The 24,259-nt window shown below is 61.3% G+C and carries 20 protein-coding genes; 15 read left to right on the forward strand and 5 right to left on the reverse strand.

Annotation, left to right across the window (positions count from 1 at the left end; genetic code table 11):
• Nucleotides 1-16: 16 nt before the first annotated feature.
• The 6 genes from KI235_RS02980 (at nucleotide 17) to KI235_RS03005 (ending at nucleotide 8,912) form a co-directional block, all read left to right on the forward strand.
• Nucleotides 17-943 (forward strand): hypothetical protein, encoded by a 927-nt coding sequence (locus KI235_RS02980; protein WP_003197263.1) that lies wholly within the window; start codon nucleotides 17-19, stop codon nucleotides 941-943.
• Nucleotides 940-1,401, forward strand: a complete 462-nt coding sequence (locus KI235_RS02985) for a hypothetical protein (protein WP_003197265.1) — start codon at nucleotides 940-942, stop codon at nucleotides 1,399-1,401. Before KI235_RS02980 ends, KI235_RS02985 begins: the two co-directional genes overlap by 4 nt.
• Before the next feature lie 174 nt (nucleotides 1,402-1,575).
• Complete coding sequence (locus tag KI235_RS02990; protein ID WP_013692136.1) at nucleotides 1,576-4,866, forward strand: transglutaminase family protein; 3,291 nt, start codon at nucleotides 1,576-1,578, stop codon at nucleotides 4,864-4,866.
• Between the two features lie 199 nt (nucleotides 4,867-5,065).
• Nucleotides 5,066-7,552, forward strand: coding sequence for a circularly permuted type 2 ATP-grasp protein (locus KI235_RS02995; protein WP_003197269.1), 2,487 nt, complete (start codon nucleotides 5,066-5,068; stop codon nucleotides 7,550-7,552).
• Entirely contained in the window at nucleotides 7,552-8,445 is an 894-nt protein-coding gene (locus tag KI235_RS03000) for a transglutaminase family protein (protein WP_003197271.1), read from the forward strand. The genes KI235_RS02995 and KI235_RS03000 overlap by 1 nt, the downstream gene beginning before the upstream one ends.
• Before the next feature lie 89 nt (nucleotides 8,446-8,534).
• Complete coding sequence (locus KI235_RS03005) at nucleotides 8,535-8,912, forward strand: NUDIX domain-containing protein (protein ID WP_003197272.1); 378 nt, start codon at nucleotides 8,535-8,537, stop codon at nucleotides 8,910-8,912.
• A gap of 73 nt (nucleotides 8,913-8,985) precedes the next feature.
• Here KI235_RS03005 and KI235_RS03010 read toward each other — a convergent pair whose 3' ends face one another.
• The gene (locus KI235_RS03010) at nucleotides 8,986-9,174 is read right to left on the reverse strand and encodes a hypothetical protein (RefSeq protein WP_003197274.1); all 189 of its coding nucleotides are present in this window, start codon (nucleotides 9,172-9,174) and stop codon (nucleotides 8,986-8,988) included.
• 68 nt (nucleotides 9,175-9,242) lie between these two features.
• The gene (locus KI235_RS03015) at nucleotides 9,243-9,830 is read right to left on the reverse strand and encodes a TIGR00730 family Rossman fold protein (RefSeq protein ID WP_003197276.1); all 588 of its coding nucleotides are present in this window, start codon (nucleotides 9,828-9,830) and stop codon (nucleotides 9,243-9,245) included.
• A gap of 342 nt (nucleotides 9,831-10,172) precedes the next feature.
• On the opposite strand from KI235_RS03015, the gene azu reads away from it, so the two are divergent.
• Entirely contained in the window at nucleotides 10,173-10,619 is a 447-nt protein-coding gene (azu, locus tag KI235_RS03020; protein WP_003197280.1) for an azurin, read from the forward strand.
• A gap of 182 nt (nucleotides 10,620-10,801) precedes the next feature.
• On the opposite strand, the gene nadE is transcribed toward azu, so the two are convergent.
• The 3 genes from nadE to gcvA form a co-directional block, all read right to left on the reverse strand.
• Nucleotides 10,802-11,629, reverse strand: a complete 828-nt coding sequence (nadE, locus tag KI235_RS03025) for an ammonia-dependent NAD(+) synthetase (RefSeq protein WP_003197282.1) — start codon at nucleotides 11,627-11,629, stop codon at nucleotides 10,802-10,804.
• A gap of 4 nt (nucleotides 11,630-11,633) precedes the next feature.
• Complete coding sequence (gene pncB, locus KI235_RS03030) at nucleotides 11,634-12,860, reverse strand: nicotinate phosphoribosyltransferase (protein WP_003197284.1); 1,227 nt, start codon at nucleotides 12,858-12,860, stop codon at nucleotides 11,634-11,636.
• 275 nt (nucleotides 12,861-13,135) lie between these two features.
• On the reverse strand, nucleotides 13,136-14,044 hold the full coding sequence (gene gcvA, locus KI235_RS03035; protein ID WP_212795483.1) for a LysR family transcriptional regulator: 909 nt from the start codon (nucleotides 14,042-14,044) through the stop codon (nucleotides 13,136-13,138).
• Between the two features lie 178 nt (nucleotides 14,045-14,222).
• Between gcvA and KI235_RS03040 the strand changes: the two genes are divergently transcribed.
• The 8 genes from KI235_RS03040 to KI235_RS03075 all read left to right on the forward strand — a co-directional run bounded on the left by KI235_RS03040 (nucleotide 14,223) and on the right by KI235_RS03075 (nucleotide 24,214).
• Nucleotides 14,223-15,713 carry an aldehyde dehydrogenase family protein gene (locus KI235_RS03040; RefSeq protein WP_038857759.1) on the forward strand — a complete coding sequence of 497 codons (1,491 nt, stop codon included), beginning with the start codon at nucleotides 14,223-14,225 and terminating at the stop codon, nucleotides 15,711-15,713.
• 155 nt (nucleotides 15,714-15,868) lie between these two features.
• A complete protein-coding gene (locus tag KI235_RS03045) occupies nucleotides 15,869-17,152 on the forward strand; it encodes an FAD-binding oxidoreductase (protein ID WP_003197290.1) in 1,284 nt (427 codons plus the stop codon).
• 370 nt (nucleotides 17,153-17,522) lie between these two features.
• Nucleotides 17,523-18,659, forward strand: a complete 1,137-nt coding sequence (locus KI235_RS03050) for an ABC transporter substrate-binding protein (RefSeq protein ID WP_003197293.1) — start codon at nucleotides 17,523-17,525, stop codon at nucleotides 18,657-18,659.
• Between the two features lie 163 nt (nucleotides 18,660-18,822).
• Nucleotides 18,823-19,737: a branched-chain amino acid ABC transporter permease gene (locus tag KI235_RS03055; RefSeq protein ID WP_003197295.1), complete on the forward strand. Its 915-nt coding sequence runs from the start codon at nucleotides 18,823-18,825 to the stop codon at nucleotides 19,735-19,737.
• A gap of 2 nt (nucleotides 19,738-19,739) precedes the next feature.
• Nucleotides 19,740-21,020 (forward strand): high-affinity branched-chain amino acid ABC transporter permease LivM, encoded by a 1,281-nt coding sequence (gene livM / locus KI235_RS03060; protein ID WP_003197297.1) that lies wholly within the window; start codon nucleotides 19,740-19,742, stop codon nucleotides 21,018-21,020.
• Nucleotides 21,017-21,889, forward strand: coding sequence for an ATP-binding cassette domain-containing protein (locus tag KI235_RS03065; protein ID WP_003197298.1), 873 nt, complete (start codon nucleotides 21,017-21,019; stop codon nucleotides 21,887-21,889). The genes livM and KI235_RS03065 overlap by 4 nt, the downstream gene beginning before the upstream one ends.
• Nucleotides 21,886-22,602, forward strand: coding sequence for an ABC transporter ATP-binding protein (locus KI235_RS03070; RefSeq protein ID WP_003197300.1), 717 nt, complete (start codon nucleotides 21,886-21,888; stop codon nucleotides 22,600-22,602). Before KI235_RS03065 ends, KI235_RS03070 begins: the two co-directional genes overlap by 4 nt.
• Nucleotides 22,603-23,449: 847 nt before the next feature.
• Complete coding sequence (locus tag KI235_RS03075) at nucleotides 23,450-24,214, forward strand: SDR family oxidoreductase (protein ID WP_003197302.1); 765 nt, start codon at nucleotides 23,450-23,452, stop codon at nucleotides 24,212-24,214.
• Nucleotides 24,215-24,259: the final 45 nt, after the last annotated feature.

The raw sequence follows: 24,259 nt of genomic DNA on the forward strand, positions 1-24,259 counted from the left end.
CTCAAGGACGATTCATATGAGCAGCGCTTCAACGGGCATCGGCATGGACCTGAGTTTCTCCCAGTTCATGGCCCGCAAACGCATCGAAAGCCAGATCAACCTGCCACGCCTGTTTGCTGCCATCGACGCCGATCCTGGCATCGCCGGTGCGGGTGTGGTGTATATCGATTCCGAATACAACGTCGTGACCCTGCGCGAATTCAAGCCGATTTGCAGCATCGCGCCCAAGCGCATCATTCTGCGCGAGGCGAAAAAATACATCGCACCGCAGCAATTCATCGATCAGGTAAAAAGCAGCCCGCGCGAGTCCAAGCTTGGGCTTGAAGCAACCAATGCCGGCTTGTCCTGTGTCGCCGCTGTGATTGGTTGGGTGGTGGTGTTCAGTGGAAGCGTCGCCGTGCCCTTTACGGCGGGGGCAAGTGCCTTTGTCGTTGCCCTGGGCGCCGCTGCCGCGACGGCCAGCACCGCGCAATGCGTCATTGGTGGGATGCGGGTGGCCAATGAGCTGACCAATCCGACCGGCAACGATGAGATGAATGACGCTGACTGGTACAACATCGTGTCGCCGATCCTTGACGGGGTTTCCCTGGTGGGTGTTGGTGGCTCGGCGCTGACGACTGTCCGGCTACTCAAGGCCAACAAAGCGGCCGGCACTGGAAAGAGTTGGTATCAGTTGCTCAAGGGCCTGAATCGGCAAGAGCGAAGCAAGCTGACCAAGGAACTGTTGACGCTCAAGGACCCGAGCCTGACGGCGAAGTTACTCAAGTTGCAGCAACGCGCGGGGGCCATGCCCAAACGTTATTCTTCAGCTGAAATCAGGCACGCGACGCTGACTCAGATAAAGGACTCCCTCGGAGGCGCGCTGGGGATCATTGGCAGTTATACCGGCGAGGGCGCCGTGAAAACGGTTGCCGTCGGCTTGTACGAGGAGTTCACGGAATGATCGGTGGCGGATCGCTGAAGCCATTCCTCGCCCGCTATTTTCCGGTTTTCATGGGGACGATCCTGCTGGGCTGCTTTTCCGGGTCCACGCTGCTTGTGTTGGCCGGGACCACTTATTGGCGTGCCCTGGAGCCGTCAGCCAGGACCGACTATGTCGGGCTCGGTACTTTGGCCCTGGTGATCGTTCTGGTCTCGGGCAACCTCTTGATCGCTCGCGGGCGCGCCTGGGCGGTCTGGTGGGTGGCGGGGTATTTCCTGGCCTGTCTGGCGGCGGTGCTGCCGACGTTCGCTTATCGACCGCATCAGGGCGTGTACCTATTCGCGGTGTTGTTGCCACTGCTGGGGCTCTTGCTGCTCAACAGCAAGCGCCATCGGGAGATGCGCAGCAAACTCGTCGACATCCGCCGCCAACGCGCGCTGATCATCCAGGCCGCCAAGGCATCACGCCCGCGTCGCTGAGTCGATTTGCGCTGCCGGCGCCGCATTTATGTGCATTGCTTTGCAGATGAATTCGGGCAGCGCGCGTTTTTAGTGCTCTACTGCCTTGAGTAGACAAAGAAAGTGTCCGGCCTGCCTGCATGGCATAAGTCTTGCGCCGCTTTCGATAACGCCCAGGCTCGCAGGAGGCACGTCGTGTCGATTCATGTCGCATTGCATCACGTCACGCATTACCGCTACGACCGCGCCGTCGAGCTCGGCCCGCAGATCGTTCGCCTGCGCCCGGCGGCCCACAGCCGCACGCGGATTCTTTCCTATTCGCTGAAGGTTTCCCCCGAGCAGCATTTCATCAACTGGCAGCAGGACCCCCAGGGCAACTACCTGGCGCGGCTGGTGTTTCCCGAGAAAACCCGGGAGATGCGCATCGAAGTCGATCTGCTGGCGGAAATGGCGGTGTTCAATCCGTTTGACTTCTTTCTCGAGCCCTACGCCGAAAAGATTCCGTTCGCCTACGCGGCCGACGAGCGCAAGGAGTTGGCGCCTTACCTGGAAACCCTGCCGCTGACGCCGAAATTCCAGGCCTATCTGGACGGCATCGACCGCACGCCGTTGCCTGCGGTGGATTTTTTGGTGGCGCTCAACCAGCGCCTGAGCGAAGACATCAACTACCTGATTCGCATGGAGCCGGGCGTGCAGACCCCGGAGCACACCCTTGAGCACGCATCCGGCTCTTGCCGCGACTCGGCCTGGCTGTTGGTGCAGCTGTTGCGCAACCTTGGCTTGGCCGCGCGTTTCGTTTCCGGTTACCTGATCCAGTTGACTGCCGATGTGAAAAGCCTTGATGGCCCGTCCGGCACCGACGTGGACTTCACCGACCTGCATGCCTGGTGCGAGGTCTACCTGCCCGGTGCTGGCTGGATCGGCCTGGATGCGACATCCGGGTTGTTCGCCGGTGAAGGCCACATCCCGTTGGCCTGTAGTCCCGATCCGTCCTCGGCGGCCCCGATCAGTGGCTTGGTGGAGCCTTGCGAGTGTGAGTTCAGCCACGAAATGTCCGTCGAGCGGGTCTGGGAAGCACCGCGGGTGACCAAGCCTTACACCGACGCACAGTGGCTGGCGATCCAGGCACTGGGGCGCCAGATTGATGCCGACCTGTTGGAAGGCGACGTGCGCCTGACCATGGGGGGCGAACCGACCTTTGTCTCCATCGATGACCCGGATGGCGCCGAGTGGAACACCGCGGCACTCGGGCCGGACAAGCGCCGGCTCTCCGCCGAGCTGTTCCAGCGCATGCGCAAGCACTATGCGCCCAAGGGGCTGGTGCATTTCGGCCAGGGCAAGTGGTACCCCGGCGAGCAATTGCCGCGCTGGTCGCTCAATTGCTATTGGCGGCGCGACGGGGTGCCGATCTGGCACAACAGCGCGTTGATCGCCGATGAGCAGGAGGACTACGGCGCCGATGGCGAACTGGCCGGACGTTTCCTGGCGAGCGTTGCCGAGCGTTTGAAAATTCCTGCGCGGTTCGTGTTTCCGGCCTACGAAGACAACTTCTATTACCTCTGGCGCGAAGGTGCATTGCCTTCGAATGTCACGGCCGAGGACCCACGCCTGGAGGACGCCCTGGAGCGTGCACGGTTGCGCAAGGTCTTCAACCAAGGGCTGGACAAGGTCATCGGCCAGGTCCTGCCGCTGGCCCGCACCGCCAAGGGCGATCAATGGCAAAGCGGTCGCTGGTACCTGCGTGACAGTCACTGCCGCCTGGTGCCGGGGGATTCGCCCCTGGGCTATCGCTTGCCACTGGCGTCCCAGCCTTGGGTGACGGCGGCCGAGTACCCGTTCATCCACCCCACCGACCCGAACCAGGACTTGCCCGAGCTGCCCGGCACCGAGCAACTGGCGCGTCACGGCGAGCCGGCGACCGAGCAGGAGCGTGTCCCGGAGATCGACAAATCCGCCGACTGGCTGACCCGCACGGCTTTCTGTGCCGAGGCCCGCGAAGGTCGGCTGTACCTGTTCATGCCGCCACTGGAGCGGGTCGAGGATTACCTGGAACTGGTCAGCGCCATCGAGGCGACGGCTGAGGAGCTGCACTGTCCGGTGCTGTTGGAGGGCTACGAGCCGCCGAGCGACCCGCGCCTGGGCAATTTCCGCATCACCCCCGACCCCGGTGTGATCGAGGTCAACGTGCAGCCTTCGGCGACCTGGGATGAGTTGGTCGAGCGCACTGAATTTTTATACGAAGAAGCGCGACAGACCCGACTGACCACCGAGAAATTCATGATTGATGGCCGGCACACAGGCACCGGCGGCGGTAACCATTTCGTACTGGGTGGCGCGACACCGGCTGACTCTCCGTTTCTGCGGCGTCCCGACCTGCTGCGCAGCCTGATCAGTTACTGGCATAACCATCCGTCGTTGTCCTACCTGTTTTCCGGATTGTTCATCGGCCCGACCTCCCAGGCACCTCGCGTGGACGAGGCGCGCAACGACGCGTTGTACGAGCTGGAAATCGCTTTCGCGCAAATGCCACAGCCCGGCGAGGAATGCCCGCCGTGGTTGGTCGATCGCCTGTTGCGCAACCTGTTGATCGACGTGACCGGCAATACCCACCGTGCCGAATTCTGCATCGACAAGCTCTATTCGCCGGACGGCGCCACCGGGCGTCTCGGCCTGTTGGAGTTGCGTGCTTTCGAGATGCCACCCCACGCCCGCATGAGCCTGGCCCAGCAATTACTGCTGCGGGCGCTGGTGGCGCGGTTCTGGCGCGAGCCTTATGCGCCGGCGAAACTGGCGCGCTGGGGCACCGAGCTGCATGACCGGTTCCTGTTGCCGCACTTTATCGAGCAGGATTTTGCCGACGTCATCCATGAGCTGAACGCCGCCGGCTACCCGCTGCGGGCCGAGTGGTTCGCTGCGCACCTGGAGTTCCGCTTCCCCAAGGTGGGCGATTACGCGGTCAGCGGTATCGAGCTGCAATTGCGCCAGGCCCTCGAACCTTGGCATGTGCTGGGGGAAGAGGGCGCGGTGGGCGGTACCGTGCGTTATGTGGATTCCTCCCTGGAGCGCTTGCAGGTCAAGCTCAGCGGCCTGGCGCCGCAACGCTACCTGCTGACCTGCAATGGTGTGCCGGTGCCGTTGCAACCCACCGGCCGGGTCGGCGAGTTCGTCGCCGGGGTGCGTTTCCGCGCCTGGCAACCGGCCAACTGCCTGCAACCGACCATCCCGGTGCATGCGCCACTGGTCTTCGATTTGCTCGACACTTGGATGCAACGTTCCGTGGGCGGCTGCCAGTATCACGTGGCCCATCCGGGCGGGCGTAACTACGACAGCCTGCCGGTGAATGCCAACGAGGCCGAAAGCCGGCGGATGGCGCGTTTCTTCCGTATCGGACACACGCCAGGGAAACTTCCGATACCCAGCCTGGCCATGGATGACGAGTTTCCGCTCACACTCGATCTGCGACGCTTTCCAGGGGCTTCAATGTAGGAGCTGTGTAGGAGCTGTCGAGTGCAACGAGGCTGCGATCTTTCCCCAGACACTTGAGTCCCAAGCGAAAGATCAAAAGATCGCAGCCTCCGGCAGCTCCTACAGGGCACGACCCAGCGTCTGGTCACACTCTTCCACCTATCCGGGCGTCATGCGCTTGCGCTAGTCTCACCTTTTATTGCCGTCTGCCGAGCTTTCCATGCCTGACCTGCTTGACCGTTACCCGCTGACGACGGGCACCTATCACGAACTGTTGGACGACAACGGTGCGGTGCGTCCGCACTGGCGGCGGTTGTTCGATCAGTTGCAGCGCAGCACGCCGGCTCACCTGATCCAGCGTCAGGCGCTGCTGGCTCGGCAGATCCAGGAAAACGGTGTCACCTATAACGTCTACGCCGATCCGAAGGGCGCCGACCGGCCGTGGGAGCTGGACCTGCTGCCCCACGTGATCGACCCGCAGGAATGGAAACATCTGTCGGCCGGGATCGCCCAGCGTGCGCGGCTGCTCAATGCGGTTCTGGCCGACCTGTATGGGCCACAGCGGCTGATCAGCGAAGGGCTGCTGCCGGCAGAGCTGGTATTCGGGCACAACAATTTCCTTTGGCCCTGCCAGGGCATTACCCCACCGGATGGCAGCTTCCTGCACTTGTATGCGGTGGATCTGGCGCGCACGCCCGATGGCCGATGGTGGGTCACGGCGGATCGGACCCAGGCGCCTTCGGGGGCCGGTTATGCGCTGGAAAATCGCATGATCGTTTCCCGCGCGTTCCCCGAGCTGTATCGCGACCTGAGGGTGCGCCACCTGTCCGGGTTCTTCCGCACCTTGCAGGAAACCCTGGCACGACAGGCACCCAGCGACGGTGAGTCGCCACTGGTGGTGCTGTTGACGCCGGGGCGGTTCAACGAAAGTTATTTCGAGCATCTTTATCTGGCACGCCAGCTTGGCTATCCGCTGGTGGAGGGGGGCGACCTGACCGTGCGGGACGCCACGGTCTACCTCAAGACCCTCAGTGGCCTGCGCCGGGTCCACGCCATCATGCGCCGGCTCGACGACGATTTCTGCGACCCCCTGGAGCTGCGTACCGATTCAGCCCTCGGCGTGCCGGGACTGCTGGAAGCGGTGCGCCAGGGCCGTGTGCTGGTGGCCAATGCCCTGGGCAGCGGCGTGCTGGAGTCACCGGGCCTGTTGGGGTTCCTGCCGAAGATCAACCAGTATCTGTTCGGCGAGGAATTGATACTGCCGTCCATCGCCACCTGGTGGTGCGGTGAGCCGCCGGTGCTGGCCCAGGCCCTGGAAAAGCTGCCGCAACTGTTGATCAAGCCGGCGTTTCCTTCCCAAAGCTTCACCCCGGTGTTCGGCCGGGACCTGAACGAGGCGCAGCGCGGCCAACTGGCGGCGCGCATGCAGGCTCGGCCCTATGCCTATGTCGCCCAGGAGCTGGCGCAACTGTCCCAGGCCCCGGTCTGGCAGGCCGAAGACGGGCACATCCAGCCTCGGGCCATTGGCATGCGCGTGTATGCCGTGTCCGGGAAGGATGATTATCGGGTGCTGTCGGGGGGCCTGACCCGCGTGGCCGCCGAGGCCGACGCCGAAGTGGTGTCGATGCAGCGCGGCGGCGCCAGCAAGGATACTTGGGTGTTGGGCGAGCAGGCCCCCGGTGGTGAACAATGGACGGCCCAGCGAACCGTAGGCGTCCACGACCTGGTTCGACGCGATCCGTACCTGCCGTCGCGGGTGGTGGAAAACCTGTTCTGGTTCGGCCGTTACTGCGAACGCTGCGACGACAGCGCGCGGCTGCTGCGGATCATGTTGGGGCGTTACGTCGATGGCGACGACCCGCAGGCCCTGCAGTCGGCGGTGTCCCTGGGCGAAAGCCTGATGCTGCTGCCTGAGGAGGGCGAGCTGCACGAGCGTTTGCTGGCGGCGCTGTTGGGAGACGATTGGTCGTTCAGCCTGCGCTCCAACCTGCAGCGCTTGCAGTGGGCGGCCTCGCAGGTTCGCGGCAAGCTGTCCCGGGAGAACTGGCAGGCGCTGGTGGAGTTGCAGCGCGAAGCGATGGAGCTGGAAACCGAGGAGCCGGATTTCGGTGAGTTGCTGGATTTCCTCAATCGGCTAGTGATGTCCCTGGCGGCGTTGTCCGGATTTGCCTTGGACGACATGACCCGCGACGAGGGCTGGCGCTTCTTGATGATTGGCCGGCGCCTGGAACGCTTGCAGTTCCTCAGCAGCAGCCTGGCGGCGTTTTTGCGCAGCGATGCAGTGTTCGACCAGGCTGGGCTTGAGTGGCTGCTGGAACTGGGCAACAGCAGCATCACCTACCGTTCGCGCTACCTGGCTGTGGCGCAACTGATCCCGGTGCTGGACCTGTTGTTGCTGGACGAACAGAACCCCCACGCGGTGCTTTTCCAGTTAAAGCTGGTGGCCCGCACGCTCAAACGCCTGAACGACGATTTTGGCGCACCGAAGGAAACGGCCTTGCCAGAGTTGGTGACGCGTCTTTCTCGCTTTGACTTGCGTTGCCTGGAAAACCCCCTGTTTGGTGAGGCCAGCCTGCGCGCAGCACTTGATGGGCTGGCCGACCTGTTGCAGGAAGTGGCCGATGTCGGTGGCCAGGTATCCGATCGCCTGGCCTTGCGTCATTTCGCCCACGTCGATGACGTCAGCCAACGTACGGTGTCCGTCTGATGAGCGCTCGTTACCAGATACTCCACGACACCCATTACCACTACGACAGCCCGGTGTCCCTGGCCCAGCAGCTTGCCCATCTGTGGCCGCGCGCCTGTGACTGGCAGCGTTGCACCGAACAGCAGTTGCTGATCAGCCCGGAGCCGACGACCCGTCGCGATGAGCAGGATGTGTTCGGCAATCCGCTGACGCGCCTGGCCTTCGAACGCCCCCACGACGAGCTGCTGGTCAATGCTCGCCTGGGCGTCGAGGTGCTGTCTCGCCCCGCGCTGGACTTCAACCTGTCCCCGGCCTGGGAGTCGACCTGCAACGCGCTGACTTACAGCGGCCGGCCACTGGCGGCGCCATTGCTGGAGGCGTGCCGTTTTCGTTTCGAGTCACCGTATGTGCACCTCAAGCGCAGCTTCGTCGAGTTTTCCGAAAGTTGCTTCCCGCCGGGGCGACCGTTGATGGTTGGCGTGCGGGCGCTGATGGAAAAGATTTTCGATGAGTTCACCTTCGATGCCGAAGCCACCCAGGTGGCCACGCCGCTGGTGGAGGTGCTGGAGCGGCGGCGGGGCGTGTGCCAGGACTTCGCCCACTTGATGCTGGCCTGCGTACGTTCTCGCGGGCTGGCGGCGCGTTACGTCAGTGGCTACCTGCTGACCCAGCCGCCACCCGGCCAACCAAGGCTGATTGGCGCCGATGCGTCCCATGCCTGGGTCTCGGTGTATTGCCCGGTATTGGGTTGGGTGGACTTCGACCCGACCAACAACGTCCAGCCGGCCTTGGAACACATCACCCTGGCCTGGGGCCGGGATTTTTCCGATGTGTCGCCGTTGCGGGGAGTGATCCTGGGCGGCGGCAATCATGACCCCGAGGTACGGGTGACGGTGATGCCGCTGGAGTCATGATCGCTGTGTGGAAAATGTGGGAGCAAGCTCGGCTCCCACAGGGTTAGGCTCCCACAGGTTGTGTGTCCTGTGGATGATGAGGTTTCACCATGTTCCCGGTTTCCATCAAAGGCGTGCTGCAATCTCCCGAAGGCCTGGTCGTGCTGATGCTCAACGAACGGGACGAATGGGAGCTGCCCGGTGGACGGATCGAGCTGGGCGAAACGGCGCCGCAGTGCCTGGCACGGGAGATCGATGAGGAGCTGGCGGTTGAGGTAAGCGTGGGGGAGCCGCTGGATTCGTACTTGTTCGAGGTCATTCCCGGCAAGCACGTCTTCATCTCCACGTACCGCTGCCAGTTGCTGGGCGGTTTCGTGCCGATGATCAGCCATGAGCACAAGCAGATCGGGTTGTTCGAGCCTGGCCAATTGCCGGCCAATCTACCTGCAGGCTATCGCCTGTCGATTATCAAGGCGCTGGGATTGTGAGGGCCGGCAGTGGGACTGCCGGCCCTGGACACAGAACCGGGGGGCCGGATCGAATCATCGGGCCCTGGGGGTATCAGGCGTCGGGAGCCTGATCTTTCGGTGCATCAACATCATCTTCTGCCGCCACTTCGCCTTCGGCATCCGGGGTCAGTGCGGCTTCTTCTTCAGCTGTGGCTTTCTTGCGCTGCAGCTTTTCCTCTTTCTTCTGCTCCTTGGCCAAGTCTCTCTGACGTTTGGCGAAGGAATAATTGGGTTTGGCCATGGGCGATCCTCTGGGGTCGAAGGTGAGGTTGAGCGGCGCATATTCTGCCCTGTATCGGGGCCGAGCCGTTAGCTGGGTTTTTGTTCGGCCCACTTTGGCTGCACTGACGGTTGCCATTCGTCCAGCGCATCGAGCAGGTTCTGCGCTGATTCGCTCACTTGCAGCATGTCACGATGGGGCGCGCGGACGAAGCCTTCGCCGACGATATGATCGAGAAAACCGGTGAGCTTGCTGTAGAAACCGTTCACTTCCAGCAACCCCAGCGGTTTGCCGTGGTAGCCGAGCTGGCCCCAGGTCCAGACTTCGAACAGCTCCTCCAGCGTGCCGAGGCCGCCGGGCAGGGCGATGAAGGCATCGCTGAGTTCGGCCATGCGTGCCTTGCGGGCGTGCATGCCGTCCACCACTTCCAGACGGGTCAGGCCGCTGTGGCCGATTTCCTTGTCCTTGAGGCTTTGCGGGATGATGCCGATGACCTCGCCGCCGGCCGCCAGGGCTGCGTCAGCGACGATCCCCATCAGGCCGACGGCACCGCCGCCGTAGACCAGGGTCAATTTTCGTTCCGCCAATGCCCGGCCCAGGGCCTGCGCCGCTTCACGATACGCTGGATCGGTGCCGGTGCTGGCGCCGCAAAATACACAAACAGACGCGATGGACATGCTTTACTCCATGATCAGTAACCGACCCAGAGTAAAGCCTGGCCTTGATCGCGCAAAGCGTTTAAACCTCGCGTTGAGGCTTTTCGTAGGTGCCACTGGCGCCGCAGGCGTAGGCGGCGAGCAAGCTGCATAACAGGCTGTTGACGTTCATGATGGGCGCTCCCGAGAGGTGGTGAGGCTGATCATAGAGCGGCGTCATCCCTCTGGCTGGTTGATTGTGTCCATCAGGCTGATAGCCTTAAGTTGTATACAATCTTTGATTCAGGTCATAGGAACTTGTCTGAAATTCAGGCAGTCTTCCCCTTTGACGGATTTTTGTTAACCATGCCTTGGAGATTCACGATGTTTGCCAAACTTGTTGCAGTATCCCTGTTGACGCTGGCCAGCAGCCAACTGATGGCAGCGGAGTGCAAGACCACCATCGACTCGACCGACCAGATGTCCTTCAACACCAAGGCCATCGAGATCGACAAGAGCTGCAAGACGTTCACCGTTGAGCTGACGCATTCGGGCAGCTTGCCGAAAAACGTCATGGGCCATAACTGGGTACTGAGCAAAGAGGCTGACATGCAGCCGATCGCCACCGATGGCCTGGGCGCTGGCATCGACAAGAATTACCTGAAAGAAGGTGATACTCGCATCATCGCCCACACCAAGGTCATCGGAGCCGGGGAAAAAGACTCGGTGACCTTCGACGTGTCTAAACTGGCTGCCGGTGAGGCATACGGTTTCTTCTGCTCGTTCCCGGGCCACATCTCGATGATGAAAGGCACCGTTACCCTGAAATAATCAGCTTCAGGCACAAAAAAGCGGCGCTTCTTTCAGAAATGGGAAGCGCCGTTTTTTTGGGTTTTTTTCGGTGGGTGTCTGGTTGTTTTGGGGTGTATATCCGTTTTTTGCGTAACGGATATACACACCAACCCACGCCCCTCAGCCATCGCGAGCAAGCCCGCTCCCACAGTGATTACCCGTTACGGAGCGTAAGGCATCACCCGCTTGTGCTCAGTCTTGCGATAAGTCTCGCAAATGATCCTGAACGCCTCGTCCCGCACAGGCTCGCCGTGCAGGAACGCATCGATCTCGGCGTAGGTCACGCCGTGGGAGGCTTCGTCCGGCTTGCCTGGGGACAGGTCCTCAAGGTCGGCCGTGGGGATTTTTTCCACCAGCGACTCCGGCGCACCAAAGTCACGGGCAATGGCCCGGACCTGGTTTTTCACCAAGCCACTCAACGGCGCCAGGTCGCAGGCGCCATCACCGAACTTGGTGAAGAAACCCATCACCGCTTCGGCGGCATGGTCGGTGCCGATCACCAGGCCGTGCTCGGTGCCCGCGATGGTGTATTGCGCCACCATGCGCATCCTCGCCTTGGTATTGCCCAGCACGAAATCCCGCGAGACCGCTGCCTTGCCTTCGAACGCCGCGACTTGATCGGCCAAGGCCTTGACCGCCGGGCCGATGTTGACGGTATGGCGCTCGTCCGGGTCGATGAAGTCCACACAGGCTTGGGCTTCATGCTCGTCGAACTGGGTTTCGTACGGCAGGCGCACGGCGATGAACTTGTAGGCGGCGTTACCGGTTTTCTCCCGCAGTTCGCGCATGGCACGTTGGGCCAGCAGCCCGGCGGTCAACGAGTCAACGCCACCGCTGATGCCCAGCACGAGGGACTTGAGTCCGGAGTTGACCAGGCAATCCTGAATAAAGCTCACCCGACGGGCGATTTCGGCCTTGAGGGCCGCGTCATCGGTGAACGGCGGCTGGACCTTGAGCTGTTCAGCAATCTCACGCTGTACGGCTTGCATGAATTCACTCCTTGCTTGATGTGTCAGAAAGGGCGGCAGGTACTTGGAAAACATGTCGCATGTAGGCGACGAAATTCGGGTCTTTGCAGTGGGTCTTGCCGGGCTCGTCTGAAATCTTGGCCACGGGTTGCCCGTCACAGCTGATCATTTTAAGCACGATGCTCATCGGCTCTACACCTGGAATGTCACACGTCAGGTTGGTGCCAATACCGAAGCTGACATTAATGCGACCACGCAATGCCCGAAAAATCTCCAGGCATTTGGGCAATGTCAGGCTATCGGAGAACACCAGGGTCTTGCTCATCGGGTCGATGCCGAGCTTGTGATAGTGGGCAATGGCTTTTTCGGCCCAGATCACCGGGTCGCCCGAGTCATGGCGCAAACCGTCGAACAGCTTGGCGAAGAACAGATCGAAATCCTTGAGGAAGGCGTCCATGGTGATGCAATCGGTCAGGGCGATCCCCAGCAGGCCCCGGTACTCGCGCACCCAGCAATCGAGGGCGGCGATCTGGCTGTCGATCAGTCGCGGGCCCAGTTGCTGGTGGGCCATGATCCACTCATGGGCCATGGTGCCCAGGGGCTTCATGTCCAGTTCCCGGGACAGGTGCACGTTACTGGTGCCGACGAAACGCCCGGGGAAATCGTGCTTGAGCACGTTGACCACTTCTTCCTGGACGCGGAAGGAAAAACGACGACGGGTGCCGAAGTCCGCGACTTGCAGTTCGGACAGTTCTTCGGCGCTGGCGTTGGCGCTCAGCCAGTCGAACTTGCGATAAAGCTGTTCCCGCGCCTGTTCCAGGACGATTTCACGATAGCGATAACGATTGCGTACCTCGCTGACGATGGCCAGCAGCGGCACTTCGAACAGAATGACGTGCAGCCACGGCCCGCGCAGGCGGATGAACAACTCGCCGTTTTCGATACCGGTGTGCACGTAGCGCAGGTTGAAGCGAAACAGGCCCAGGAAACGCAGGAAGTCCGGCTTCATAAAGCTGATGCGCTCCAGGAAACCCAACTGGTCGGCGCTCAGGCTCAACTCGGCCAGGCGCTCGATCTGAAAGCGGATCTCCGCCAGGTACGGGCGCAGGTCTTCGCTGTTGCGGCAGCGAAATTCCCATTCGACTTCGACGTTGGGGTAGTTGTGCAACACCGCCTGCATCATCGTCAGTTTGTAGAAGTCGGTGTCGAGCAGGTTCTGCACGATACGATCGGCAAATACGCTCTCGCTCATAGGGTTCTCCAGACAGGCCGCAGCCATGGGCAGCGAGGTTCGGCGGTTTGTAGTGAAAGGGCTAGTGGCGCATATCACTCATGATGATTGCCAGTTTTTTTTGGTCACTGGGTCTTTTTCGGCAAAGAGCGTTATCTTTGGCGAGGGGATTTAGCGAAACGTCGCACCGCCCCGCTGTGGGAGCAAGGCTTGCCCGCGATACAGGCGACTCGGTTTCCGGGAGGCTGTGGCGCGTTCTTCGCGGGCAAGCCTTGCTCCCACAGGTTCGCGTCGGGTTATGCCGGTATATCCGGGGTGTCGATCTGCTCCAGCATCCACTCCACAAAAAGCCGCACCTTGGGCACTTCCGCCGAATGTTCCGGATAGGCCAGGTAATAGGCGTTGGTGCTGGGCATCGCGTGTTGCCAGGGGATGACCAGTTTGCCGTCGGCCAGTTCTTCCTCCACCAGAAACCGCGGCAGCAGGGCGACGCCGCAGCCGACCTGGGCGGCGCGGATGCACATGTAGAAGGTTTCGAAACGCGGCCCGTGGTAGCTGTGTTCGGTGTGATAGCCCTGATTGTCGAACCAATCGTGCCAGGCCTGGGGCCGCGAGGCGTTTTGCAGCAGCACCAGCTCGGCCAGTTGGGTCGGGTCGGTGAAGGGCTGGTTAGGCAGGCTGCCGGGCGCACAGACCGGCACCAGTTCTTCGCCAAACAGCTTCAGGGATTCGGTGCCGGGGCGCGAGCCTTGGCCGAAATAGAACGCCAGGTCGCTGCGCCCTTGCAGCAAATCGTCGGCCTCCTGCTCGCTGCACAGATCCAGATGAATCTTCGGATGCCGCAATCGCCAGCCCTTCAAGCGTGGGACCAACCAGCGGGCGCCGAAGGTCGGGGGCGTGGAAACGCGCAGGACTTCGGTGTCGCCGCCGTAGGAGCGCAGGTAATGGGTAGACATCTCCACCTGCGTGAGGATTTTTCGCACTTCCCCCAGGTACAAATCACCGGCTGGCGTCAGTTGCAAGCGTCGGCGCACGCGTCGGAACAGCAAGTGCTGCAGCAACTCCTCCAGTTGCGCGACCTGTTTGCTGACGGCGCTCTGGGTCAGGTTCAGCTCTTCGGCGGCACGGGTAAAGCTCAGGTGGCGGGTCACCGCTTCGAAGCATTGCAGCGCCGTGATCGACGGCAAATAGCGTTTATTGAGCATGATGAGGCCTTATTTCTTGTGGCTCTGCTTATCCGGTCATGGCCAGCATGAATAAACGGAATGATATCTCGCTTAAAGGTCGTTTGTTGGCAAGTCTCGAGCCAGCTACAACTACAGGTCTGATCAGTCGCATTCGTCCGGCTGCCAATCCTTTGTCTTTCGTGTGAGGAAATTTTCCATGGTTGCTGCATTGCTTGATCGCTTGGGCGTTGACTCGGCCCTGTACCAGAACGGCACACAACCGGTGCATTCGCCCATCGATGGCAGCCGTATCGGCGCCGTGAACTGGGAAGGCGCGGCTGAAGTCGAGCAGCAGGTCAGCCGTGCCGAACACGCCTTCGACCTGTGGCGCCAGGTGCCGGCCCCGCGTCGCGGCGAGCTGGTGCGTCAATTTGGCGACCTGTTGCGTGAATACAAGGCCGACCTTGGCGAGCTGGTGTCGTGGGAAGCCGGCAAGATCACCCAGGAAGGCCTGGGTGAAGTGCAAGAGATGATCGACATCTGCGACTTCGCCGTCGGCCTGTCCCGCCAGCTGTACGGCCTGACCATCGCCTCCGAGCGTCCGGGCCACCACATGCGTGAGTCCTGGCATCCGCTGGGCGTGGTCGGGGTGATCAGTGCCTTCAACTTCCCCGTGGCTGTCTGGGCCTGGAACACCACGCTGGCCCTGGTGTGCGGCAACGCGGTGATCTGGAAACCGTCGGAAAAGACCCCGCTCACCGCCCTGGCGTGCCAGGCGCTGTTCGAGCGCGTGCTGAAGAACTTCAGCGATGCACCGCCGTACCTGAGCCAGGTGATCATCGGCGGTCGCGATGCCGGTGAAGCGCTGGTGGATGACCCGCGCGTGGCCTTGATCAGCGCCACCGGCAGCACCCGCATGGGCCGCGAAGTGGCGCCGAAAGTCGCCGCGCGTTTCGCCCGCAGCATTCTGGAACTGGGCGGCAACAACGCCATGATCCTGGCCCCGAGCGCCGATCTGGACATGGCCGTGCGCGCCATCCTGTTCAGCGCCGTCGGCACCGCCGGCCAGCGTTGCACCACCCTGCGCCGGCTGATTGCCCATGAATCGGTGAAGGATGAAATCGTCACCCGCCTCAAGGCCGCCTATTCGAAAGTGCGCATCGGCCATCCGCTGGAAGGCAACCTGGTCGGACCGCTGATCGACAAGCACAGCTTCGACAGCATGCAGGATGCGCTGGAGCAGGCCTTGAGCGAAGGCGGGCGAGTCTTCGGTGGCAAGCGCCAGCTTGAAGACCAGTTCCCGAATGCCTATTACGTCTCGCCGGCTATCGTCGAGATGCCCGAGCAGAGCGATGTGGTGCGCCACGAAACGTTCGCACCGATCCTGTACGTGGTCGGCTACAAGGACTTTGCCGAGGCCTTGCACCTGAACAACTCCGTGCCCCAGGGCCTGTCGTCCTGCATCTTCACCACCGACGTGCGTGAAGCCGAGCAATTCATGTCGGCCGTGGGCAGCGACTGCGGCATCGCCAACGTCAACATCGGCCCGAGCGGCGCGGAGATCGGCGGCGCATTCGGGGGCGAAAAAGAAACTGGCGGCGGTCGCGAATCCGGCTCCGACGCCTGGCGCGGCTACATGCGCCGCCAGACCAACACCGTGAACTACTCGCTGGAGTTGCCATTGGCGCAGGGGATTACCTTCGACTGAGGTCGAGTCAACAAAGTCCCCTGTGGGAGCGAGCTTGCTCGCGATAGCGGTCTGTCAGTCACATAGTTATTGAATGTGCCGCCGCCATCGCGAGCAAGCTCGCTCCCACAATGAATTTGTGTGTAGTGGTTAGGTTTCTTTTTCGGAGTCTGGCAATGCCGTTACGCGAAGAATGTCTGTGGGAAAAACTGACGCCGCAAAGGCCTGAAAACAGCGCGCTCACCGGCGAAGTCACGGCTGACGTCTGTGTGATCGGCGCGGGTTTTACCGGGCTGTCGGCGGCGGTGCATTTGCTCGAGCAAGGCAAACGCGTGGTTGTGCTGGAAGCTCATCGGGCCGGGCACGGCGGATCGGGGCGTAACGTCGGGTTAGTCAACGCCGGCCTGTGGATCCCGCCGGATGACATCGAGGCCGGGTTCGGCGAGGCGGTGGGCAGCCAGCTCAATCGCATGCTGGGGGCGGCGCCGGCCCTGGTGTTCAGCCTCATCGATAAATACAACATCGATTGCCAACTGCGCCGCGAAGGCACCCTGCACATGGCTCATAACGCCCGGGGCGAGGCCGACCTGCGCAGTCGCGAAGAGCAATGGAAGCGCCGTGGTGCGCCGGTGGAATTGCTCACCGGCCAGGCCTGTGTCGATGCCACCGGCACGTCGAAAATCGCCGCGGCACTGCTCGACCGCCGCGCCGGCACGCTCAACCCGATGGCCTACACCAGCGGGTTGGCCAAGGCGGCCACGGACCTTGGCGGCCAATTGTTCGACCACTCGCCGGTGACGCGCCTGGAACGCCAAGGCCAGCGCTGGTCGGTGCAGACTGCCCAGGGTTCGGTGCTGGCCGAGCAGGTGGTGATCGCCTCCAACGCCTATACCGAGGGCGACTGGACCGAACTGCGGCGCAATTTCTTCCCCGGTTATTACTATCAGGTCGCCTCGGTCCCGCTGACCGACGAGGCCGCCCGACGCATTCTGCCGGGCGGGCAGGGCTCGTGGGATACCCGCCAGGTGTTGAGCAGCATCCGCCGGGACAAGGACGGCCGTTTGCTGCTGGGCAGCCTGGGCAACGGCAACCGCAAGCCGACCTGGTTCCTCAAGGCCTGGGCCGACCGGGTGCAGCAGCATTACTTTCCTTACCTCAAGTCGGTGGAGTGGGAGTGCACCTGGACCGGTTGCATTGCCTTCACCCCCGATCACCTGATGCGTCTGTTCGAGCCCGCTCCCGGGCTGGTGGCCGTTACCGGCTACAACGGTCGGGGCGTGACCACCGGCACGGTGGTCGGCAAGGCGTTCGCCGATTACCTGTGTCACGGTAATGCCCAGGCCCTGCCGATCCCGTTCGCACCCATGCAGCCATTGGCCGGGGTGGGATTGCGCAGTTGCCTGTATGAGGCGGGCTTTTCCCTGTATCACGCGGGCCAGTGCCTGCGGATCGTCATTTGAGTGTTGAAAATTGTTGCTGGAAGCCGCGTTTTCCGGCGTAGCGTCTAGCCTGTTATGGTGCGGGTTGTAGCAATCGCGCACCGACAGTGTGCAGTTCGGTGACGTGGGTTGTTACACAGTGGTTGCACGCCGTTTCGTGCGATGGTTGCAATGATGGCTCACGGAGGGTTTCACCCATTTAAATAAAAGGTTGCACCTCGTGCGGTTTAGACGGTTGCACGCCCTATGAAAAAGGGCTCGAAACAGTCGAAATAACAATAAAGCAGCGACTTTTTTCAGAATAAAAAACCGATGGCACGGCCCTTGCTCTGAGCTTTTCAGTGAAATGAAGTCGCAGTGCCAACTAAAAAAAACCTTGGAGCACCACCTCATGTCCCAGACGTTTTACAAGAAAGGTTTCCTGGCCCTCGCAGTGGCAACTGCGTTGGGTGTTTCTGCGTTTGCTCAAGCTGATGTGAAATTTGGTGTGGCGGGGCCGATGACCGGCGCCAATGCTGCATTTGGCGAGCAGTACATGAAGGGTGCCCAGGCGGCAGCCGATGCCATCAACAAGGCAGGTGGCGTCAACGGTGAGAAGATCGTACTGGTCGCTGGCGACGACGCCTGCGAACCCAAGCAGGCCGTGGCCGTGGCCAACCGCCTGGTTGACCAGGACAAGGTGATCGGCGTGGTCGGGCACTTCTGCTCGTCCAACACCATCCCGGCCTCGGAGGTCTACGACGAAGCCGGCATCATCGCCATTACCCCGGGCTCCACCAACCCTGCAGTCACCGAGCGCGGCCTGAACGCCATGTTCCGCATGTGCGGTCGTGACGACCAGCAGGGCATCGTGGCGGGCGACTACATCGTCGACGTGCTCAAGGGCAAGAAAGTGGCCGTGCTGCACGACAAGGACACCTACGGCCAAGGCCTGGCGGATGCCACCAAGGCACAACTGGCCAAGCGTGGCGTGAAGGAGGTGCTGTACGAAGGCCTGACCCGCGGCGAGAAAGACTTCAGCGCCGTGGTGACCAAGATCCGTGCGGCGGGTGCCGACGTGGTCTACTTCGGTGGCCTGCACCCGGAAGCCGGCCCGCTGGTTCGCCAGTTGCGCGAGCAAGGCCTCAAGGACGTGAAGTTCATGTCTGACGATGGCATCGTCACCGACGAACTGGTCACCACCGCCGGCGGCGCGCAATACGTCGATGGCGTGTACATGACCTTTGGTGCCGACCCGCGCCTGCTGCCAGACAGCAAGGCCGTGGTTGAAGAGTTCCGCAAGAACGGCACCGAGCCTGAAGGCTACACCCTGTACGCCTACGCTTCGGTCCAGGCCCTGGCCGCCGGCTTCAATGGCGCCAAGTCCAATAAGGGCGAAGACGCGGCCAAGTGGCTCAAGGCCAACTCGGTCCAGACCGTGATGGGCAAGAAGGAATGGGACACCAAGGGCGACTTGAAAGTCTCCGACTACGTGGTTTACCAGTGGGACAAGGACGGCAAGTATCACCAGCTGGAAAAACAGAAGTAAGGGCCGAAGCGACCGTCCACGCCTTCTTTGGAACCGGGCACGCCCCGGTTTACAAGGGCCGCGCGTCGGTCGTGGCTGACATTGCTCCGACGTAAATCTGTATTTTCCTTAGAAGAACCGCACACCCCAGGGTGTGCAGGTTCTCACTGCGTGAGATTGCGTTATGGATGGTATTTTCCTGCAGCAACTGATCAATGGCCTGACCCTCGGGTCGGTCTATGGTCTGATCGCCATCGGCTACACAATGGTCTACGGCATCATCGGCATGATCAACTTCGCTCACGGCGAGGTTTACATGATTTCCGCTTACCTCGCGGCAATCAGTCTGGCTCTGCTGGCTTACTTCGGTATTGAATCCTTTCCGCTTATGATCCTCGGCACCCTCGTGTTCACGGTCGTGGTCACCGGGGTATATGGCTGGGTCATCGAACGCGTCGCCTATAAACCCCTGCGCAACTCGACCCGGCTGGCACCGCTGATCAGTGCCATCGGCATCTCGCTGATCCTGCAGAACTACGCGCAGATCAGCCAGGGCGCCCGCCAACAGGGTGTCCCGACACTGCTCGAAGGCGCCATGCGCGTCGATATCGGCAGCGGTTTCGTCCAGCTCACCTACACCAAGATTTTCATCCTGATTGCCGCGTTCGCCGGGATGGGCTTGCTGACCTACATCATCAAGTACACCAAGCTCGGACGCATGTGCCGCGCCACCCAGCAAGACCGCAAGATGGCCTCGATCCTGGGGATCAACACCGACCGGGTGATTTCCTACGTGTTCATCATCGGTGCGGCGATGGCGGCCCTGGCCGGCGTGCTGATCACCATGAACTACGGCACGTTCGACTTCTATGCCGGCTTCATCATCGGCATCAAGGCGTTCACCGCGGCGGTACTCGGCGGCATCGGCTCCCTGCCTGGGGCGATGCTCGGCGGGATCATCCTCGGCATTTCCGAGTCGCTGTTCTCCGGTCTGATCAACTCTGACTACAAAGACGTGTTCAGTTTCTCGCTGCTGGTGCTGATTCTGATTTTCCGTCCCCAAGGCCTGCTGGGTCGCCCACTCGTGGCGAAGGTATAAGTATGTCTGCTGCCAATAAATCGATTGATATCAAAAAGAGCGTCATCGACGCGATCCTGGCCGGCCTGATCTCGCTGATCGTGTTCGGGCCGATCGTCGGCGTGGTGCTCGACGGCTACAGCTTCAACCTGCAACCGGCCCGCGTCGGCTGGCTGGTGGCGATCGTGATGATCGGGCGCTTTGCCTTGAGCCTGTTCCTGCAAACTCCCAAGGGACTGAAGATTCTCCAGGGTTTCGAGAGTACCGGCTCCGGCGTGCATGTGCTGCCACCGGACTACAAGTCGCGCCTGCGCTGGGTCATCCCGGCGTTGATCGTGATTGCCATCGTGTTTCCGTTCTTCGCCAACAAATACGTACTCACTGTGGTCATCCTCGGGCTGATCTATGTGCTGTTGGGCCTGGGCCTGAACATCGTTGTCGGCCTGGCGGGGCTGCTCGACCTGGGTTACGTGGCGTTCTACGCCATCGGTGCCTATGGCCTGGCGCTGGGCTATCAATACCTGGGGCTGGGGTTCTGGACGGTACTGCCACTGGCGGCCATCGCGGCGGCGATGGCGGGGTGCATATTGGGCTTCCCGGTGTTGCGAATGCACGGTGACTACCTGGCCATCGTGACCCTGGGTTTTGGCGAGATCATTCGCCTGATACTCAACAACTGGCTGTCGTTCACCGGCGGGCCGAATGGCATGCCCGTGCCGTCGCCAACCTTTTTCGGCCTGGAGTTTGGTCGAAGGGCCAAGGATGGTGGGGTGCCGTTCCATGAGTTCTTCGGCATCGACTACAACCCCAATATCAAATTCCTGTTCATCTACATCGTGCTGTTCATCACGGTACTGCTGGTGCTCTATATCAAGCATCGCCTGACCCGCATGCCAGTCGGGCGTGCCTGGGAAGCCCTGCGCGAGGATGAAATCGCCTGCCGCTCCATGGGCCTGAACCATGTGCTGGTCAAGCTCTCGGCCTTCACCATTGGCGCCTCCACGGCGGGCCTGGCAGGGGTGTTCTTTGCCAGTTACCAGGGCTTCGTCAACCCGTCTTCGTTCACCTTCTTCGAGTCGGCGCTGATCCTGGCCATCGTGGTGCTGGGCGGCATGGGCTCGACGGTCGGCGTGGTGATTGCCGCCTTCGTACTCACTGTGGCGCCGGAGCTGCTGCGCAGTTTCTCCGAATACCGGGTGCTGCTGTTCGGCGTATTGATGGTGTTGATGATGATCTGGCGTCCGCGCGGCCTGATCCGTATCAGCCGTACCGGGGTGACGCCGCGCAAGGGGGTAGCGCCATGAGCGAAGTCGTACTCAAAGTTGAAAACCTGATGATGCAGTTCGGTGGCATCAGGGCCCTCAGCGACGTCAGCCTGCAAGTCAAACGCAACTCGATCTTTGCCCTGATCGGCCCCAATGGTGCGGGCAAGACCACGGTGTTCAACTGCCTGACCGGTTTCTACAAGGCCACGGGCGGGAAGATCGAACTCAACGTGCGTGGCGAGCAAACCAACGTCATCAAGCTGTTGGGCGAGGCGTTTCGCCCGACTGATTTCGTGTCGCCGAAGTCCTTCGCCAGCCGGCTGTACTACAAGATGTTTGGCGGCACCCACCTGGTGAACCGCGCCGGCCTGGCGCGCACCTTCCAGAACATTCGCCTGTTCAAGGAAATGTCGGTGCTGGAAAACCTGTTGGTGGCCCAGCACATGTGGGTCAACCGCAGCATGGTGGCGGGTATCCTCAACACCAAGGGCTACCGCAAGGCCGAAAGCGACGCCCTGGACCATGCCTTCTACTGGCTGGAAGTGGTGGACCTGGTGGATTGCGCCAACCGCCTGGCGGGCGAGCTTTCCTACGGTCAGCAACGGCGTCTGGAGATCGCCCGGGCCATGTGTACCCGCCCGCAGATCATCTGCCTCGACGAACCGGCCGCCGGCCTCAACCCTCAGGAAACCGAAGCGCTGAGCGCGATGATCCGGCTGCTGCGCGACGAGCATGATCTGACCGTGGTGCTGATCGAACACGACATGGGCATGGTAATGAGCATTTCCGACCACATCGTGGTGCTGGACCACGGCAACGTGATCGCCGAGGGCGGTCCGGAGGCGATTCGCAACGATCCGAAGGTGATCGCGGCCTACCTGGGTGCCGATGAAGAGGAACTGGTATGAGTGGACCTATCCTCGAGCTCAAGGAGCTGGACGTGTTCTACGGGCCGATCCAGGCCCTGAAAAAAGTCTCGATGCACATTGGCGAAGGTGAAACCGTGAGCCTGATCGGCTCCAACGGTGCCGGCAAGTCCACGTTGCTCATGTCGATCTTCGGCCAGCCGCGTGCAGCAGGCGGGCAGATCATCTACCAGGGTGTGGACATCACCCACAAGTCGTCCCATTACATCGCCTCCCATGGCATCGCGCAGTCGCCGGAAGGGCGGCGGGTATTCCCGGACATGACCGTCGAGGAAAACCTGCTGATGGGCACCATCCCCATCGGTGACAAGCATGCCAGTGAAGACATGCAGCGCATGTTCGAGCTGTTTCCACGGCTCAAGGAGCGCCGCAACCAGCGGGCCATGACCATGTCCGGCGGCGAGCAGCAGATGCTCGCCATTGCCCGGGCATTGATGAGCCGGCCAAAGTTGTTGCTGCTCGATGAGCCGAGCCTGGGGCTGGCGCCAATCGTGGTGAAGCAGATCTTCGCCACCCTGCGTGAGCTGGCGTCCACCGGGATGACCATCTTCCTGGTGGAGCAGAACGCCAACCATGCCCTCAAGCTGTCGGACCGGGCCTATGTGATGGTCAACGGCGAAATCCGCCTGACCGGCACGGGCAAGGAGCTGCTCGCCAACGAGGAAGTGCGCAACGCGTACCTGGGCGGGCATTGAGGCGGTTGTTGCAATGAAAATAACCGGCGAGTGATCGCCGGTTTTTTTATATCCCCAGAACACCACCAACCCCTGTGGGAGCGAGCTTGCTCGCGATAGCGGCGTGTCAGCCACTCTCCATGGCACTGACAGACAGCCATCGCGAGCAAGCTCGCTCCCACAGGGTTTTTATGCGTTTTTGCAATTGTGGACAACAATCCTGAACCCTTGCGAAACCGCGACATAAAGTCGCCGCAAACAGTTGTTTTGTCACGGTTTTGACTTGTCCCCGTTTGCTGTGGAGCTGGCTGTGGGTAACGTGGGAGTAGCTGGCTGCGAGCCTTTGAATACGTGGCTTCCAGGGCTGTGGTTGTTTTTTGATCAGGCGTTTTTGCTCAAGCGGGAGTGACGGTTGTCAACACTTTTATGAGCGCCGCAATGGACTCGAAAATCGGTGGGCAAGCCTGTGGATAAGTCTGTGATTAAACTCTGGAAAGACCGCGCTGAGCACCGTCGTTACTGGCTTGGAGCCATCGCCCATCTCGCGTTGGCTTATAGCAGATAACTTGCGCTGCACAACCTCACTTGCAGGGTCAAGCGAAAAAATTTTCCAAATACCCCGCAAAGCCTTATGCACAGCGGCTTGCAGGTTTTGCACTTGCCCCCGATTACTGTGGACGTGCCTGTGGATAAGGTGCGGGCAACCGGCTGCGGCCCTTGTTTGGCAAGGCCTGGCGTTGATTGGTTGTTTTATGAGCAGTCGTGGGGCAAAAGCCGTGTGCAAGTCTTGCTCCTACCGTGCCAGGGCGGGCATGCTGTGGGCCGATTTCCATTCAATGGCTGTTGAAGTTCAAACAAGGAGAACACGATGTCTGACACCCTGTTTATTACCGGCGCGACGTCCGGTTTTGGTGAAGCCTGTGCCCGTCGTTTTGCCGAGGCCGGTTGGAAACTGGTGCTGACCGGTCGTCGTGAAGAACGCCTCAATGCCCTCTGTGCCGAGCTGTCGAAGCAGACTGAAGTCCATGGCTTGGTTTTGGACGTGCGTGATCGCAAGGCCATGGAAGAGGCAATCGCCAACCTGCCGCCATCCTTCGCCAAATTGCGCGGGCTGATCAACAACGCCGGCCTGGCCCTGGGCGTCGACCCGGCACCCAAGTGCGACCTCGATGACTGGGACACCATGGTCGACACCAATGTAAAAGGGCTGATCTACAGCACTCGCCTGCTGTTGCCGCGCCTGATCGCCCACGGCCGTGGGGCCGGGATCGTCAACCTGGGCTCCATCGCCGGCAACTACCCGTACCCGGGCAGCCACGTGTATGGCGCGAGCAAGGCGTTCGTCAAACAGTTCTCCCTGAACCTGCGTTGCGACCTGCAAGGCACGGGCGTGCGGGTGAGCAATATTGAGCCGGGCCTGTGCGAGAGCGAGTTCTCCCTGGTGCGCTTCGGTGGCGACCAGGAGCGCTACAACGCGACCTACGCCGGCGCCGAGCCGATCCAGCCACAGGACATCGCCGATACGATTTTCTGGGTGCTCAATGCGCCAGCGCACATCAACATCAACAGCCTGGAGCTGATGCCGGTGAGCCAGACCTGGGCCGGGTTTGCCATTGAACGCAACAAAACATAAGAGCGCGTTATCGTTCATCGCGGGCAAGCCTTGCTCCCACAGGTT

It is taken from the genome of Pseudomonas sp. St386, from assembly GCF_018325865.1.
GTDB lineage: Bacteria > Pseudomonadota > Gammaproteobacteria > Pseudomonadales > Pseudomonadaceae > Aquipseudomonas > Aquipseudomonas brassicacearum.

What these genes read in the sequence shown, in the direction of transcription:
- KI235_RS03070 (WP_003197300.1), top strand. Translation starts at nt 21,886, where the DNA reads ATGAGTGGACCTATCCTCGAGCTCAAGGAGCTGGACGTGTTCTACGGG.
- KI235_RS03050 (WP_003197293.1), top strand. Translation starts at nt 17,523, where the DNA reads ATGTCCCAGACGTTTTACAAGAAAGGTTTCCTGGCCCTCGCAGTGGCA.
- KI235_RS03010 (WP_003197274.1), bottom strand. Translation starts at nt 9,174, where the DNA reads ATGGCCAAACCCAATTATTCCTTCGCCAAACGTCAGAGAGACTTGGCC.
- KI235_RS03005 (WP_003197272.1), top strand. Translation starts at nt 8,535, where the DNA reads ATGTTCCCGGTTTCCATCAAAGGCGTGCTGCAATCTCCCGAAGGCCTG.
- KI235_RS03075 (WP_003197302.1), top strand. Translation starts at nt 23,450, where the DNA reads ATGTCTGACACCCTGTTTATTACCGGCGCGACGTCCGGTTTTGGTGAA.
- KI235_RS03000 (WP_003197271.1), top strand. Translation starts at nt 7,552, where the DNA reads ATGAGCGCTCGTTACCAGATACTCCACGACACCCATTACCACTACGAC.
- gcvA (WP_212795483.1), bottom strand. Translation starts at nt 14,044, where the DNA reads ATGCTCAATAAACGCTATTTGCCGTCGATCACGGCGCTGCAATGCTTC.
- KI235_RS03065 (WP_003197298.1), top strand. Translation starts at nt 21,017, where the DNA reads ATGAGCGAAGTCGTACTCAAAGTTGAAAACCTGATGATGCAGTTCGGT.
- KI235_RS02995 (WP_003197269.1), top strand. Translation starts at nt 5,066, where the DNA reads ATGCCTGACCTGCTTGACCGTTACCCGCTGACGACGGGCACCTATCAC.
- KI235_RS03040 (WP_038857759.1), top strand. Translation starts at nt 14,223, where the DNA reads ATGGTTGCTGCATTGCTTGATCGCTTGGGCGTTGACTCGGCCCTGTAC.
- livM (WP_003197297.1), top strand. Translation starts at nt 19,740, where the DNA reads ATGTCTGCTGCCAATAAATCGATTGATATCAAAAAGAGCGTCATCGAC.
- KI235_RS02985 (WP_003197265.1), top strand. Translation starts at nt 940, where the DNA reads ATGATCGGTGGCGGATCGCTGAAGCCATTCCTCGCCCGCTATTTTCCG.
- pncB (WP_003197284.1), bottom strand. Translation starts at nt 12,860, where the DNA reads ATGAGCGAGAGCGTATTTGCCGATCGTATCGTGCAGAACCTGCTCGAC.
- nadE (WP_003197282.1), bottom strand. Translation starts at nt 11,629, where the DNA reads ATGCAAGCCGTACAGCGTGAGATTGCTGAACAGCTCAAGGTCCAGCCG.
- azu (WP_003197280.1), top strand. Translation starts at nt 10,173, where the DNA reads ATGTTTGCCAAACTTGTTGCAGTATCCCTGTTGACGCTGGCCAGCAGC.
- KI235_RS03055 (WP_003197295.1), top strand. Translation starts at nt 18,823, where the DNA reads ATGGATGGTATTTTCCTGCAGCAACTGATCAATGGCCTGACCCTCGGG.
- KI235_RS03045 (WP_003197290.1), top strand. Translation starts at nt 15,869, where the DNA reads ATGCCGTTACGCGAAGAATGTCTGTGGGAAAAACTGACGCCGCAAAGG.
- KI235_RS02980 (WP_003197263.1), top strand. Translation starts at nt 17, where the DNA reads ATGAGCAGCGCTTCAACGGGCATCGGCATGGACCTGAGTTTCTCCCAG.
- KI235_RS03015 (WP_003197276.1), bottom strand. Translation starts at nt 9,830, where the DNA reads ATGTCCATCGCGTCTGTTTGTGTATTTTGCGGCGCCAGCACCGGCACC.